This window comes from Cupriavidus pauculus (genome assembly GCF_002858765.1).
Lineage (GTDB): Bacteria > Pseudomonadota > Gammaproteobacteria > Burkholderiales > Burkholderiaceae > Cupriavidus > Cupriavidus pauculus_B.
Window position 1 is genome coordinate 196,391 of record NZ_PJRP01000003.1, and the last position, 14,486, is coordinate 210,876.

General features: G+C 66.2%; 16 protein-coding genes and 1 tRNA gene. 6 read left to right on the plus strand and 11 right to left on the minus strand.

Annotated elements, in window-relative coordinates; genetic code table 11:
• Nucleotides 1-112 precede the first annotated feature (112 nt).
• The 4 genes from CYJ10_RS09325 (at nt 113) to CYJ10_RS09340 (ending at nt 1,826) form a co-directional block, all read left to right on the plus strand.
• A complete protein-coding gene (locus CYJ10_RS09325) occupies nt 113-811 on the plus strand; it encodes a hydrolase (RefSeq protein ID WP_101681222.1) in 699 nt (232 codons plus the stop codon).
• 216 nt (nt 812-1,027) lie between these two features.
• Nucleotides 1,028-1,104 (plus strand) — tRNA-Val (locus CYJ10_RS09330).
• A gap of 78 nt (nt 1,105-1,182) precedes the next feature.
• Nucleotides 1,183-1,515: a DUF2322 family protein gene (locus CYJ10_RS09335; protein ID WP_101681223.1), complete on the plus strand. Its 333-nt coding sequence runs from the start codon at nt 1,183-1,185 to the stop codon at nt 1,513-1,515.
• 95 nt (nt 1,516-1,610) lie between these two features.
• Nucleotides 1,611-1,826 carry a CDGSH iron-sulfur domain-containing protein gene (locus CYJ10_RS09340; RefSeq protein WP_101681224.1) on the plus strand — a complete coding sequence of 72 codons (216 nt, stop codon included), beginning with the start codon at nt 1,611-1,613 and terminating at the stop codon, nt 1,824-1,826.
• Between the two features lie 73 nt (nt 1,827-1,899).
• Here CYJ10_RS09340 and CYJ10_RS09345 read toward each other — a convergent pair whose 3' ends face one another.
• Both CYJ10_RS09345 and CYJ10_RS09350 read right to left on the minus strand, forming a co-directional pair.
• On the minus strand, nt 1,900-3,564 hold the full coding sequence (locus CYJ10_RS09345) for a cation acetate symporter (RefSeq protein WP_374703253.1): 1,665 nt from the start codon (nt 3,562-3,564) through the stop codon (nt 1,900-1,902).
• Nucleotides 3,564-3,869, minus strand: coding sequence for a DUF485 domain-containing protein (locus CYJ10_RS09350; protein WP_101681226.1), 306 nt, complete (start codon nt 3,867-3,869; stop codon nt 3,564-3,566). Before CYJ10_RS09350 ends, CYJ10_RS09345 begins: the two co-directional genes overlap by 1 nt.
• Before the next feature lie 283 nt (nt 3,870-4,152).
• Between CYJ10_RS09350 and CYJ10_RS09355 the strand changes: the two genes are divergently transcribed.
• The gene (locus CYJ10_RS09355) at nt 4,153-4,710 is read left to right on the plus strand and encodes an RrF2 family transcriptional regulator (RefSeq protein WP_101681227.1); all 558 of its coding nucleotides are present in this window, start codon (nt 4,153-4,155) and stop codon (nt 4,708-4,710) included.
• A 117-nt stretch (nt 4,711-4,827) separates the two neighbouring features.
• Here the strand turns inward: CYJ10_RS09355 and CYJ10_RS09360 are convergent, their stop codons facing one another.
• Entirely contained in the window at nt 4,828-6,048 is a 1,221-nt protein-coding gene (locus CYJ10_RS09360) for an NAD(P)/FAD-dependent oxidoreductase (RefSeq protein ID WP_101681228.1), read from the minus strand.
• A 253-nt stretch (nt 6,049-6,301) separates the two neighbouring features.
• Between CYJ10_RS09360 and CYJ10_RS09365 the strand changes: the two genes are divergently transcribed.
• Nucleotides 6,302-6,544, plus strand: coding sequence for a hypothetical protein (locus CYJ10_RS09365; protein ID WP_101681229.1), 243 nt, complete (start codon nt 6,302-6,304; stop codon nt 6,542-6,544).
• A 26-nt stretch (nt 6,545-6,570) separates the two neighbouring features.
• Here CYJ10_RS09365 and CYJ10_RS09370 read toward each other — a convergent pair whose 3' ends face one another.
• The 8 genes from CYJ10_RS09370 to CYJ10_RS09405 all read right to left on the minus strand — a co-directional run bounded on the left by CYJ10_RS09370 (nt 6,571) and on the right by CYJ10_RS09405 (nt 14,376).
• Complete coding sequence (locus tag CYJ10_RS09370) at nt 6,571-6,864, minus strand: GYD domain-containing protein (protein ID WP_101681230.1); 294 nt, start codon at nt 6,862-6,864, stop codon at nt 6,571-6,573.
• Nucleotides 6,865-7,132: 268 nt separating this feature from the next.
• Nucleotides 7,133-7,471: a hypothetical protein gene (locus CYJ10_RS09375; RefSeq protein ID WP_101681231.1), complete on the minus strand. Its 339-nt coding sequence runs from the start codon at nt 7,469-7,471 to the stop codon at nt 7,133-7,135.
• Between the two features lie 204 nt (nt 7,472-7,675).
• Nucleotides 7,676-8,575 carry a LysR family transcriptional regulator gene (locus CYJ10_RS09380; RefSeq protein WP_101681232.1) on the minus strand — a complete coding sequence of 300 codons (900 nt, stop codon included), beginning with the start codon at nt 8,573-8,575 and terminating at the stop codon, nt 7,676-7,678.
• A 55-nt stretch (nt 8,576-8,630) separates the two neighbouring features.
• Complete coding sequence (locus tag CYJ10_RS09385) at nt 8,631-9,335, minus strand: cysteine hydrolase family protein (RefSeq protein WP_101681233.1); 705 nt, start codon at nt 9,333-9,335, stop codon at nt 8,631-8,633.
• A 153-nt stretch (nt 9,336-9,488) separates the two neighbouring features.
• On the minus strand, nt 9,489-9,899 hold the full coding sequence (locus CYJ10_RS09390; protein WP_101681234.1) for a hypothetical protein: 411 nt from the start codon (nt 9,897-9,899) through the stop codon (nt 9,489-9,491).
• Nucleotides 9,900-10,062: 163 nt separating this feature from the next.
• Entirely contained in the window at nt 10,063-10,902 is an 840-nt protein-coding gene (locus CYJ10_RS09395; protein WP_219621434.1) for a class I SAM-dependent methyltransferase, read from the minus strand.
• A gap of 135 nt (nt 10,903-11,037) precedes the next feature.
• Complete coding sequence (locus tag CYJ10_RS09400) at nt 11,038-12,000, minus strand: NAD(P)/FAD-dependent oxidoreductase (RefSeq protein WP_101681236.1); 963 nt, start codon at nt 11,998-12,000, stop codon at nt 11,038-11,040.
• 6 nt (nt 12,001-12,006) lie between these two features.
• On the minus strand, nt 12,007-14,376 hold the full coding sequence (locus CYJ10_RS09405) for a hypothetical protein (protein ID WP_146002003.1): 2,370 nt from the start codon (nt 14,374-14,376) through the stop codon (nt 12,007-12,009).
• Nucleotides 14,377-14,486 lie beyond the last annotated feature (110 nt).

The window sequence follows — 14,486 nt, forward strand, 5'->3', positions numbered from 1 at the left end:
TATAGTTCTGCACATGGACAGCGCAGCAACGCAGCGAAACGAACGAAGCGAAGCCAGCGCCGCCCGATAAAACCTCAAACTTATTGAATCATCTTTCATTCCGGAGCACACCATGTCGAACGCCAAACTGCAAGTCCTGACCCCGCGCAACAGCCAGCTGATCTTCATCGACCACCAGCCCCAGATGGCCTTCGGCGTGCAGTCGATGGACCGCCAGACCATGAAGAACAACGCCGTGGGCCTGGCCAAGGCAGCCAAGATCTTCGACGTGCCGACCACCATCACCACCGTGGAAAGCGAATCGTTCTCCGGCTACACCTACCCCGAACTGCTCGACGTCTTCCCGGGCAAGGAGACGCTCGAACGCACCTCGATGAACTCGTGGGACGACCAGAAGGTGCGCGACGCGCTGGCCGCCAACGGTCGCAAGAAGATCGTCGTGGCCGGCTTGTGGACCGAGGTCTGCAATACGACGTTCGCCCTGAGCGCCATGCTGGAAGGCGACTACGAGATCTACATGGTGGCCGACGCCTCGGGCGGCACCACCAAGGAAGCGCACGACTACGCCATGCAGCGCATGATCCAGGCCGGCGTGGTGCCGGTGACGTGGCAGCAGGTGCTGCTGGAATGGCAGCGCGACTGGAAGAACAAGGAAACGTACGACGCCGTGACGGGCCTGGCGAAGGAACACTCGGGCGCCTACGGCATGGGCATCGACTACGCCTACACGATGGTGCACAAGGCCGCCCAGCGCACGCAGACCGCGCACCCGTCGATTGCCCCGGTGCATGCGCCGGTGATCGAGTACTGATTGGCAAACGCCAGCACAGATCCCGGGAGAACACGATCATGAAACCCCGTCAACGCATCGCAAGCGGCGCCCTTCTGCTGGGATGCTGGCTGGCCGTCAGCATGTCGAGTGCCGCCGCCGCAGCACTGGTGGCCCAGACGCTGATGCTTTGAACACGTGTCGCAAAATAAATGCTTGCGCTTTGCGAAAGTCGTCTATAGAATTCGCGCCTTCGCTAGGCTCGTAGCTCAGCTGGTTAGAGCACCACCTTGACATGGTGGGGGTCGTTGGTTCGAGTCCAATCGAGCCTACCAACGCACAAACAGGAACGGACGGTCGCCATTACGGCACCGTCCGTTTTTGCATTCCAGAGACCCCAACGGAGCCCTTTCATGATCCAGCCTAGCCCGGTATTCAAGGACAACCTCGCCCAACTGCCCGCCATCGACGGCATCGCCCGCATCGATCTGGTCGATGCCAAGGGCACCGTGGTCGCCAGCATCGAGAACGTGCAGGGCAAGCAGGGTTCGCTGGCCGTGTACCACTACCTGCAGCAGGCGTTCGGCAAGCTCGATGCCCAGGCTGCCGAGCATGGCCTGGCCGTCTTTGCGGAACACACCGCCGATGCACGCAACCGCCCGGGCGCCCACCCGAACGTGGACCGCCTGCTGGCCGTCGCCGCCGGTGGCGAAGCGCTGCAGGTCCAGGTCGTCGCCAAGGCCTGAGCGGCCCGCCGCCTGCCGCCGAACGGAGTAGAGTGACCAGGGGAATCGGGCCCGCCCACGTCGACTGGGCCCGGGCATTTCACCTGGAGGGCGACATGGACGACACCTCCCTTGTCACCGTCACCGTGCAGGACAACGGCCCCTTGCGCATCAAGGGGCCAGTCAGGATCGTGACCCCGGCCGGCGCGGCCTTCGTGTTTGAAGGCGAACAGGTCTGGCTGTGCCGATGCGGCCACTCCGACACCAAGCCTTTCTGCGACGGATCGCACAAGCGCATGGGCTTTTCGAGCACACCGCAGCCGTCGGCCTGAAGGCGCCGTGACGGCCGGCCCAAAGAAAAACGGCCCCTTGCGAATCAAGGGGCCGTTTTTTATTGCGCAAATCTCAGTGCGCGGTGGCCTCGCCTGCGCCGATGCCTGTCTCGGAGCGCAGCTCCTGCGCCTCGAAGCCGGCCTTGTCCAGCAGGGAACGCCGCGACTTGTCGGTCACCGAGAACAGCCAGATGCCGAAGAAGCCGATCGTCATCGAGAACAGCGCCGGCGACGTATAGGGGAACGGCGCGTTCTTGAAGTGGAACACGTCCACCCACACCGCCTGCGACAGCACCGTCAGCACCACGGCTGACAACAGCCCCAGGAAGCCGCCCACCATGGCACCGCGCGTGGTGCAGCCCTTCCAGAGCACCGACAGGAACAGCACCGGGAAGTTGGCCGACGCCGCCACGGCGAACGCCAGCGACACCATGAATGCGATGTTCTGCTTCTCGAACACGATACCCAGCACCACGGCGACGAACCCCAGCACGATCGTCGTGATCTTCGACACGCGCAGTTCCTCGGCGCTGGTGGCCTTGCCGTGCTTGAACACCGTCTGGTACAGGTCGTGCGACACCGCCGATGCACCGGCCAGCGTCAGGCCCGCCACCACGGCCAGGATCGTCGCGAATGCCACGGCCGAGATAAAGCCCAGGAACACGTTGCCACCGACGGCGCTGGCCAGGTGAACGGCGGCCATGTTCACGCCACCCAGCAGCTTGCCGCTGCCATCCTGGAAGCTGGCGTTGGTGCTGACCAGCACGATCGCGCCAAAGCCGATGATGAACGTGAGGATGTAGAAGTAGCCGATCCATGTGGTGGCCCAGAACACCGACTTGCGGGCTTCCTTGGCGTTCGGCACGGTGAAGAAGCGCATCAGGATGTGCGGCAGCCCGGCGGTGCCGAACATCAGCGCGATGCCGAACGAGATGGCCGAGATCGGGTCCTTGATGAAGTTGCCCGGGCTCATGATCGAGTCCTTCTTCGCATGCACTTCCACGGCCTTGGCAAACAGCTGCTCGGGGCTGAAGTGATACTGTGCCAGCACCATGAAGGCCATGAACGTCGCGCCGCCCAGCAGCAGGCAGGCCTTGATGATCTGCACCCACGTGGTGGCGGTCATGCCACCGAACAGCACGTAGATCATCATCAGCGCGCCGACGATGACCACGGCCACCCAGTATTCCAGACCGAACAGCAGCTTGATCAACTGCCCTGCCCCCACCATCTGGGCGATCAGGTAGAAGGCCACCACCACCAGCGTGCCCGACGCCGCGAAGGCGCGGATCGGCCCCTGCTTGAAGCGGTACGCGGCCACGTCGGCAAAGGTGAAGCGGCCCAGGTTGCGCAGCCGTTCGGCCAGCAGGAACGTGATGATCGGCCAGCCGACCAGGAAGCCGATCGAATAGATCAGGCCGTCATAGCCGTTGGTGTAGACCGCCGCGGAAATACCCAGGAACGACGCCGCCGACATGAAGTCGCCGGCAATCGCCAGGCCATTCTGGAAACCGGTGATGCCGCCGCCGGTGTAAAACGTGGCCGCGGACTTGGTTTTCTTGGCTGCCCACTTGGTGATGAACAGCGTGCCGATGACGAACACCACGAACATGCCGATGGCCGTCCAGTTGGTGGCCTGCTTCACGGCCTGGCCCAGATCGCCGCCAGCCGCAAAGGCGTTGACGGACAGCAGCAGTGCCGCGCCGATGGCGGCGGTGCCGAGTGCGTGACGGGTCATCATGCCACCTCCTGCTTGATGCGGTCGGTCAGATCGTCATAGACGCGGTTGGCATGGCGCACGTACAGCCCGGTAATCACGACGGTAAAGAGAATCACGAACAGGCCGATGGGCATGCCCCAGGTCATCACGCCCTGGCCCACGCGCGTTGCCAGCAGTTCCTTGTCGAAGGCAATCAGTAGCACGTAGCCGTAGTAGACCACCAGCATCACGGCCGTCAGCAGCCAGCCCAGCCGGCCGCGCCGACGCACCAGCTCCTGATACTGCCGGCTGGCCTTCAGTTTCTCGATCAGATCCTCTTGCATCCTTGTCTCCTGCGCATCGCTGCTGCACGTCTTGCCACATCTGTTCGCATGCACCCGGCGGGTGTCTTCTGCATGGCATGGTGACAAGGTAATGCGCGCCCCTTACCCGGTTCTTACACGGTGCCGTTGGCGTTGCGGGGGTAAACGCCTAGCGCTGGCACGTCACATCGGCGCGCAAGGGACACGGGCGTCACGGCCCCACCTTGCAGACCGGCGCGGATTTGTATAGGCTCTCAACTGCGATCCAACATATCCGAGTTAAGACTCATCGGGCGAATTGACCATGTCGTTTATCAGCACCGGGGTCGAGTACGGCCTGCACTGCCTGCTCTACCTGAGCCGCTCCCATGCCGCCGTTGAAGAGGCCAGCGTCCGCGACTTGGCCGAGCTGCAGGGCATTCCCGTCGACTACGTCGCCAAGCTGTTCACCAAGCTGGCCAGGGCCGAACTCGTGGTGGCCACCGAAGGCATCCGGGGCGGTTTCCGGCTGGCGCGGCCGGCCGAGCGGATCTCGGTGCATGACGTGGTCGTGGCGATCGACGGCGACAAGTCGCTGTTCGACTGCCGCGAGATCCGCAGCCGCTGCGCGGTGTTCGAGGATGCGCCACCGGCCTGGGCCACGCGCGGCGTGTGTTCGATCCACGCCGTGATGCAGACGGCCGAGCGGGCCATGCGAACCGAACTCAAGCAGCAGACCCTGGCCGATCTGGCACAGCGTACGGTCGACAAGGCGCCCGCCAACTTCGGACCCCAAGTGGTGCATTGGCTCACCGACCGCGCGGCCAACCGCCGTGGCGACAAGGAAGACCCTGCGCCGGCGAAGGGCCGCAAGCGCGGCTGAACGCCAACGGCAGCACACGGCAAAACCCACGGCAGAAAGGGCGATCGTCATGATCGCCCTTCTTTTTTCCCTTCCTTGATGGCGTGGCGCGCGCGGCGCCACGCCCTGTCCGTAGACCTATGCCACGACGATGCGCAGCGGGTCTGCAGACGCCAGCGCCTCGGCACGGTTCGCGCTGGGCGGATAGATCCACTCGGTGTTGATCTTCGTCTTCAGCGCCTTGGCTTCCGCGCCGACCAGCTTGACCTGACGGTCCCAGCCCTCGGTATAGACCGCGCCCCACGGGCCCAGGTCCAGGCAGGTGACGTACTTCGGCTGGCTGTACGGAATCTGCGCCTGGCCCAGCAGGTCGGCCGCCACGTTGTGGCCGGCCGAACGGCCCAGGTTCATCGCGTGCTGGCACGACATCATGGCGAAATTGCCGGCGTCATCCACCGCGGCATAGGCGACATCGCCGGTGGCGTAGACAGTATCGACGCCCTTGACGCGCAGATGGCTGTCCACGTGCAGGCGGCCAAAGCTGTCGCGTTCGGCGGGGATCTGGGCGGTCAGCGCGCTGGCGCGTGCACCGGCCGTCCAGACGACCGTGGCGGCGTCGATGCGCTCGCCGCTTTCCAGCGTGACGCCCTCCGCGTCCACCGCAGCCACGCCCGAGCCGAGCTTCCACGTCACACCGAGTTCGCGCAGCGCCTGGGTGATGACGGGGCGCGGGCCCGCGCCCAGATCCGGGCCGATATCGCTGTTGCGCTCCACCACGATCACGCGCACGTCGGCACTGTCACCGAACACTTCACGCAGCCGCGCCGGCATTTCGGCAGCGGTCTCGATGCCGGTAAAGCCACCGCCCGCCACCACTACCGTGTTGCGCGCCGCGCTGGCCGGGCGCTGCGCCAGCGCCGCGATATGCGCTTCCAGCTGCGCCGCGTCGGCAATCTGGTCGACGTTAAATGCGTGCGCATCAAGCCCCGGAATCTGCGGGCGGAACAACCGGCTGCCAGCTGCCAGCACCAGGCGGTCGTAATCAAGGGTCTGGCGCGACGCCACATTCGCGTCGGCACCCACGCCCTGCACGTGCACCTGCCGGCCTTCGACATCGATGCGCTCCACCACACCCTGGACAAACCGCACGCCAACGGCCTTGAAGATCTCCTGCAGCGGCGCCTTCATGCCATTGGGGTTCTGCTCGTAGAGGCGCGGCCGCACATGCAGCTCCGGCGCAGGGGCGACCAGCGCGATCTCCACATCGGTACGACCCACCTGGTCAAGCAGGCGGGCTGCGGCCAGTGCACTCCACATGCCAGCAAAGCCAGCGCCAATCACAAGAATTCGTTTCGACATCTTCAGACTCCTGGGTCAAGCCCTTTTCGGTTCCACGGCGTTCGGTCGCCAATCCGACGGCTACGGCGCCTGCCGTCTGCCCGTCGCCTGGCTAACTACGATTCTACGAGTCGTAGTTTTAAACCTGCAAGGTGTTTTTCACAATGACCCGACGAGATGTCAGGGAATTCGCGCGGCCGCTTGCACACGTCGCCCTTCCCACCTAGCATTACTACGACTCAACGAGTCGCAGTTAAATACCAAGGAGCGCATCATGAAGCAGGTCAGCTGGGTAGCAATCCTGAGTGTGGCAGCCGTGCTGGCGGCTGGAATCGCCGCGTGGGCGGCTGAAAGCGAAGGCGCGCGTGCGATGCAAGCGGTTGCGCCGTCGCTGTTGGCGGGACAAGACCTGACGGGGGTGTCGGCACCGCCCGCGCGTACGCTCGGCACCGGCGACGAGGGCGACGCCAGCCAGGCATCGGGGCCGCCGCGCAAGTCGATCCGCTCGCAGGCGTGACGCGGCGGCGGCGTGGCAAGCGCCGTTCAGCGCATCTTGCCGACAATCGTCTTCATCTCGTCTTCGGTAAAGGCGCGCAGTGTCTGCGTGTGAACGTTTCCCTGTGCGCCGATGGACAGGCCAAAGGCGGTCACAGATGCGTCGTCCTGCGCTTCCAGCGTCAGGATCACGTCATATTTTCCAAGTGTCCAGAACACATCGGTCACCTTCACGCCGAATTGCGGCGCGATTTCGCGCACGGCTGCGGCGCGTTTGGTGGTGTCCTTGACAGAGCGTATGCCCTGGTCTGTAAAGCTTGCGAGCACGATGTATCGGGTCATGGCAAATCTCCGACAAGATGGGACAGCGTCGTCAGCATGCCGACGGCGGCTCATGGCTTCGGAGCGTGACCCGACAGGTGCGCGCGGGCGCACCGGCCTGATGATCTGGAACGTGGACGCGTGCACCTTGCAGGCGACACACCGGGGAGTGTGAGCAACTTCGCGTCCATGCAAGGAGCGAGCCACTGGCCGCACCACGCAGGCTGGCGGGCAGCGGCCGCCCGTTACCGGCGCGATTCCGGCCCAGGTCGTTGCAAGCCTGAAACAGTCAGCGCGAAGACGTGCGCACCGGCCCCGGACACGCCTTGAGGCCAAGCCACATCACGCCGATGACGATATTGACCGGCACGCTGAGCGCGCCCGGCACATAGAAGCAGGCGGACAGCGCCGGCGCGCGCATCAGCACCTCGACGGCACCGCCCAACCCGTACAGCAAGACCCCGCACCACAACCACCGCCGCATATAGGTCAGCAGCCAGTGCGCGCGGGACTGGTTGAAACGCCAGGCCGCCGTGCGCGCGATCAGGTCGCCCCGGCTCGCGTCCTTGAACATCCAGTCGAAAAAGAAGTACCGATACAGCAGGGTGCGAAAGGCAAGCTCTTGCATGATGGTGGTGGGCCTACTCTGGCCATATCGCGCAAAGACCGTGCCCACGCCGCTTCCGGCGCCGGGACTTTCACTACTGTAGGCGCTGAAGGCGCACCGGGCAGGTTTTTCAAACGCGCCTCGGCATCCAACGCGCGCATGCACCGGACCGATGCACCACGCCTGTCCCAAACGACGGAAGCGCGAACCGAAGCGCTTCGCGCATCACAACCCCGGCTCAGATCCGTAGTGATCCGCCATGAAATCGATGAAGGCGCGCGCCCTGGGGTTCTGGTGCCGGGTGTGCGGATAGAGCGCGTAGTAATGGCTGGTGCCTGCGTGATACTGCGGCAGCACACGCACCAGGCCGCCGCGTGCCAGTTCGCTGCGTGCCGTGCGCTCGGTGAACGCGGCGATGCCCGCGCCGGCCAGCGCCGCCGCATACAGCGCGGTGATCGCATCGGCAGCCAGCGCACCCCGCGCGGCAACGCGCTCGGTGTGACCCTTCTCATCGGTCAGTTGCCAGGTAACGGGCGCCGCCGTGAACGCCAGCAACTGGTGGTGGGCCAGATCGCTGGCGTTGACCGGCAGGCCATGCGTGGCCAGGTAGGCGGGTGCGGCCACGAGAACGGTATCGGAACCGGCCAGCCGCTTCGCCATCAGGCTGCTGTCGGCCAGCGGCGCGCTGCTGATGCGCAGCGCCACATCGAAGCGCTCGGCCACCAGGTCGACAAACTGATCGCTGCACGACACTTCGAGCCGCATCTCGGGATAGCGGGCGCGGAACGCAGGCAGCCAATCCTGCAGTTCGAGCGTACCGATGGCCAGCGGCACCGTCACGCGCAGCAGCCCGGACAACTGCGCGCCCTCCCCCGTCATCGCCGCGTTCATGGCGTCGATGCGTGCCAGGATGTCGGTGCAGTGGCGGTAGTAGCGCTCGCCGGCGTCGGTCAACGCAAAACGGCGCGTATTGCGGTTCAGCAGTTGCACACCCATGCTGGCTTCGAGCTGCTTGAGCTGCCGCGACACCGTGGAGTGGGACAGGTCGAGCCGCTCCGCCGCCGCCGAGAAGCCCCTGGCTTCGACAATGGCGCGAAAGACGCGCATGGCAAGCAACTGGTCCATGGAAATGCCGTCCCCCAAAAGCAGAAACGCCCCGGCGGGGCGTTTCAAGACAGTGTCAGCGCAGCGGCAGATGCGTGATGGCCGTCGTGGTCATCACATCGCCGAAGGTGTCCTCGATCTCCGCAAGCGCGGCTTCGTGCAGCGCATCCTTGCCGATCGTGCGGCCATCGGCGCGCGTGATGGCGCGCGTCGCCGAGGCGTCGGATGCTACCACAACGTGAAGCCCGAGCGGCACCGCATCGCGGGCGGCACCGGCCACGCAGGCATGCGTCATCAGCCCTGCCACCACGATGGTTTTCACGCCCATCGCCTTGAGCCGCTGGTCCAGGTCCGTGCTGGCAAACACGCTCACGGTTGCCTTGCGAAGCACCACGTCGTGCTGGCGCGGCACCATGCCCGGCTGGAAGGCCACTATCTCGCCATCGATGGCAAAGACGGCAGCGCCGGCCGGCGCGACATGCTGGACCTGAAAAACGGGGATGCGGTGCCGATCGGCAAACGCCAGCAGCTGCTGCGCGTTGTCCATGGCGCGCTGGCCGTCGGGAATCGGCATCCGGCCGGAGAAATACTCCCTCTGGAAGTCGATGATGACCAACGCCGTGGTGCGGGGATCGAGATGATCGACGGGCGTAGCACCCAGCATCGCGCGGATGCCCGGGTGCGGATTGTCTTGCGCCGCGTGGACAGCGCCGCCGGCAGAGGCCGCAAGCGACAGGCTCACGGTGGCCAGGCGGAAGCAACGCAACAGGTTCAGGGTCATGACAGGCTCCTCAACGAAATGAGGCGCCAGTCTAGGTTTGCACGGGTGACCTGTTCAACGCCATGCGCCGCACAGCATTTGTGCGGCGCATGCACAGGCGCACGGGGCGCCGGCAATGACGGAATCCAGCGACGGCATCGGGACGTCGTCAGATCAGGCGCCGTCGAGGTAGATATTGCGTCGGCCCAGGCGACTGCCAAGGGCATCGGGCGGCAGGCTCATGCTGGCGGGATCGGCCGCCATGGGCGCCGGTGCCATCGTCGCGGCGCCCGGCGCGGGCGGCACGCCCATCTGCACGGATTCCATCGAACCCTGCGCATAGGGATTGGCCGCCGGCTGCTGCTGTGCGACGTCGACCGGCGCGGCAGCGGTGGCGGGCGCGGCGTAGCCGGCGGGAGCGCCCGGTGCGGCGTAACCGGTGGGCGCGGCAGGGGCGACAGGAGCGGCCTGGGTGGCGGGCATCGGCTGGGCCTGCTGGACTGGGGCCACCTGCTGCGCGAGCAGCGGGTACGACGCGATCAGTGCGCCAGTCATCAACAGGGATTTCGCCAGATGTTGCTTCATTCGTGTACCTCCAGAAAAGCCTACAGACTCGGGAAAGCCCACTGTAGCGTCGAGGCACCTGACAAAGTGTTCCGTTTTGCAACTGTCATTTACGAGCCTTGCGGCTGACATGCATGCGCAGTATTTACGCGCGCGTGCGCCGACCGCCACCCGCGCGCGCGCATTACGGCGGCGTCATCACCGTCACGCGCAGGTACGTTGCAGGAATCTCGGTGACGTCGGGCTTGCCGCTCTGGTTCTGCGCGTTGAACAGCGCGTCGAGTTCGCGCTGCAGGTCGTCGCGCTTGCCGTTGGCCTCGGCGGCCGCGAACGCGTTCATGGTCGGGCCGTAGTAGTCGCGGAAGGTCGTCAGCAAGTCCGATGGCTTGCCGGCGAACCGGAAGACATAGGTGTCCCGGTCGAAGCCGATGTTCTCCGGCGGCACGCCTGCCGCGCCGAAACGCTCGGTGACGATGACTTCGTGGCCCCACAGCATGGGACTGATAAAGCCCTCCGGTGGCGGCGGTGAATAGGACATGCTGATTTTCAGCACCTGGGCGACCAGCGTCGGATCGTTCGGAATCCAGTTGCCCATCACGATCCGCCCACCCGGCTTGGCCACGCGCACCATCTCGCTGGCCACCTCCGCCGGCTTGGGCGCGAACATGGCGCCGAACATGCTGACGACCAGATCGAAGGTGTGGTCCGGCAGATCGGTCAGCGCGCAGGCGTCGCCCTCCTGGAAACGCAGGTTCTTGAGCCCTGCCTCCTGCGCGCGCCGGTTGCCCGCGGCCACCAGGTTGCTGGCGATGTCGACGCCCAGGACATCGGCCCCACGCTTCGCTTCCGGCAGCGCGGTGGTGCCGTCACCGCAACCCAGATCCAGCACCTTCATGCCCGGCGTGACGTGCAGTCTCTCCACCAGTTCGTCGCCACTCTCGCGCATGGTCGCCGCCAGCCGCGTGAAGTCGCCCTTTTCCCACAGCGCCTTGTTCGGATTCATCTGCTGCCCCCTTGTTGCCATGTCGTTGTTGTCCGTGCCGATTGCGTCGACACACGGCACCCGCGTGGCGGGTTCTGGTTTTGTAGTGCATGGGACAGGGGTGGGCAATGGGACCGAAGCCCCATGCGGCGAACGAGACACCCCCGGGGCCGGCCGTTATCGCACGGGCAGGTTCGCGCGTGCGTACACGCCGGTCAACGCGGCACGGCTGGCCTGGTAGGTCTGCAGGACCCAGTCCGCGTATAGCGCCGCTGCCAGGCTGCTCCGCTGCGGGCAGCGCACCACGCCGGCGGCCAGCGCACCGGCCCGGGCACCCGACTCCAGCGCAAAGCGCAGACCATCGCCCGTCGCCGGATCTAGGTAGCCAGCCGCATCGCCGCAAACGAAGTAGCCCACACCCGCCGCTTGCTGCAGGTGCCGCCAGCGGCGGCATTCGCGCCAGATTCTGCCCACGGGCCGCACGCCGACGGGCCATGCCACGCTGGTGTCGCGCGTGCTGCATAGCGCCGTCCAGATGCAGCCCTGCGCGGTGGCGCACCGCCACAGCCATCCGTGGGGGCCGATGGCGAACTGCGTACCGGGTTCGCTGGCCTGCCCGGCGTCCAGCGCGCCATAGCCGCGCTGCAGCCACCATGGCCGCGAGTCGATGACCTCCGCCAGTCCCAGGCTGCGGCGCAGCCAGCCGTTGACACCGGAGGCGTCGATCACCATGTGTGCGCCCGCTGCAAAGCCGTGTTCGGAGCCCTCCACGCCTTCCACGCGATGGCCAGCGACACGTGGCCGCAGCATGGCCGCCGGCATGGTCCGGTAGTCGACCCCGGCACGCACCGCAGCCTCACGCAGACCGCGATCGAGCCCGGCGCGATCCACGGCACGGCCCCCGGGTATGTGGCCACTGGTATCGCGCCCTGCGAGATCGAGCCATATGTCGGACCGGTTAGCGAACGCAGGCGCGATCGCGTCCAGTAGCCGTAGCGCCGCCACCGACGCGCATTCGGGCACCGCACGGGTACGGCCGCTGCCCACCATCGTCACCGCGCAGCCTGCCCTGGCCACCGCAATGGCCGCTGCGCATCCTGCGGGACCATCGCCGACCACCAGTACGCCACGGGCACGCATGATCGATCAGTACAACGCCAGTGCGTTCGGCCCTGGCGGGCGGCGTCGCACCGCGCCGATCAGGCCCGCCGGCGTGGCATCGCACTGCAGCGCCTCGGCATAGGGCACGCGCAGCCGCCCAGGCTCATGCTGGCGAGGCACGGCGCTGGCATCTGCGGGAAGCACGAACACGAAGCGATAGACGATCTCCGGCGCACCATCCGGGGCGGCAGGCAGGGCGGCTTCGGGCGCGCCGTCCAGCCTGCGCGCCGACACCAGCCACAGCCGCGTGTGCGACGGCACCTGCCCGTTGTCGCAGGCCGCCACCGCGTGCCGCAGCGCGCCAATCCGCCGGATCAGCTCGGCGGCATCGACATGCTCGAACGCGCCGAACAGCATCTTCCCGCCCAACGCATTGGCCACGTAGTCCGAACGCTGGATGTCGGCATAGTCGACCTCGCCCGCTGGGGTCAGGTACGGGCCGTACTCGCCATCCCAGCCGGGCCGTGTTGCCGCGCCGTTCGCCAGCGGGTGCGACGGGTGATAGCCCAGCTCATCGTCGAGCATCGGCAGCGCGGTGGGCGCATCGGCGCGATGAAACGTGCGCGACGCGTCGGGGCTCAGCGCCGGCCAGAAGCTGTTCGACGCCGCACACAGCTTTATGTCCTCCGCAAACGGGCTACCCAGCCCGAACGTGGCCAGGTAGATGCCGCCCCATCCCCCGGCATAGGTCACGTCCCAGCCCGGCGCGAACACGCTGGACGAGGCATCGGACAGGAAGGACACCATGCGCGGCACGTGCGCGCCGTCGGCGTCGGGTGCCTGCCCGCGTGGCGCCAGGCTGAACGACACCGGCAGGGTCGTCTCGTCGGGCGGAAACGCGCGTGCCGCGCTGAACGGGTCCAGATGCATGGGATTGGCCGCCAGTCGCTCCGCGCTGAGCGAGAGCGGCGATCCGCTGCGAAACTGCGACTTCGGATCGATCTTCTGCTCGCGGAACCAGCGCTGCAATTCCGCCTGGTCGGCGTAGGGGTAGAAATCCGGCGCGGCCACCACGGAATAGGCCGGAAACACGTGCCAGTCTGGCCATTGCGCCACGCGCACGCTGACCGCCCCTTCCGCGCAGTGGTCCAGGAACATCTGGGCGTGATAGCCGCCCTGTTTCACGTCATCCAGGAAACGCTCACGGTCCGGGGGCTCCGTGCACATGTCGCGATAGGTGGCCCCGGCGTCGTGCCAGCGATGCCGGATATTGATGTACTCGGGCGCATTGCGTGGCTCCGGATAGCGCAGGAACGCCGGCGCGAAATGCGGGATATACCGCTCGCGCAACGCGTTGATGCCTTCCAGGAACAGCTTGAACAGGTCCGAGAAAATGCGCTGGGTGGTGAAGCGCCGGTTGACCACCGGCAGCACGCGCCATTGCGGCGACACACGGAACCCCCGTATGTTGAAATTCTCGCGTGTCAAGGGCTCGATCAGCGGCAGCGCGCCCGGCATCAGCCATACGGCATCGCCCTTTTGCACCAGCGCGATCGGCGGCGCCGTGGAGCCCGGCACCGGTGCAGGGTTCTGCGCGCCCACCGGAACGCGCCACGACTGCGAATACGGCGGATCGGCCAGCACGGCCTTGGGCTCCGGCGTCACGCCCCAGCGTGCCTGCACGGCACGCCGCAGCTTGTCGCCAACATGATGGTGGCCGAACTCCAGCGTCAGGTCCTGCCCGGGTACGCAGCCGCTGGCAAACAGCTTGCGTACGGGCACCAGGAATTCGCGCGTCTCGTCGCCCTCGCGCTCGCCTTCCACCAGGCTCAGCGCGTCGGCACCACGTGTCCTGCGCACCAGATACGCCGCGTAGTGCGCGGGCAGCACGCGTACATGCTCGGGGTGATTCGTGACGGTCGGCACGTGGCTGCGCGTGCGGGGGTCGTAGCTCGATTCGGTGTCGCCATTGCGCGCGATGCCCAGCCGCGAGAACACCATGTCGGCATGCTGCTGATGGCCGGTGCGGCGGGCCGGCCGGTACTGGCAGGCTAGCACCGCGATATCGAGCGATGCCCAGTCATCCGGCAGCGGCGCGCGGGCATGGATGTAGTTTTCCAGCAGGTCCAGGTCGGCCAGTTCGATACCCGGATCCAGCGCCGGGCACTCCGCCAGCGCCAGCATGTGATAGAGCAGGCTGCGCGCGGGATCGCCAGGCTCCACGGCGCGCAGCGTGGCGCGGCTCAGCTCGGCCACGCGCGGGTCCGACCAGTCGATTTGCAGGGGATGTTCGAGGATGGCGGCGGTGTCGTCGGCCGATCGAACCGTGGTCAGGTCCAGCCCGTGCCGCAGCAACGCCTGTTTCCATGGGGTCGACAATCGCAGCACCCAGGCATGCATGGCTTCCACAGGCATCGCGTACCTCCCCCGGACAACCGGCGGCGTGCCCACAGTTTCCCGGGCGCGCGCTTCCATCGGATTTCAATCCGTATTCCATCGCATTTATTTCTGCCGGGCATCCCTTG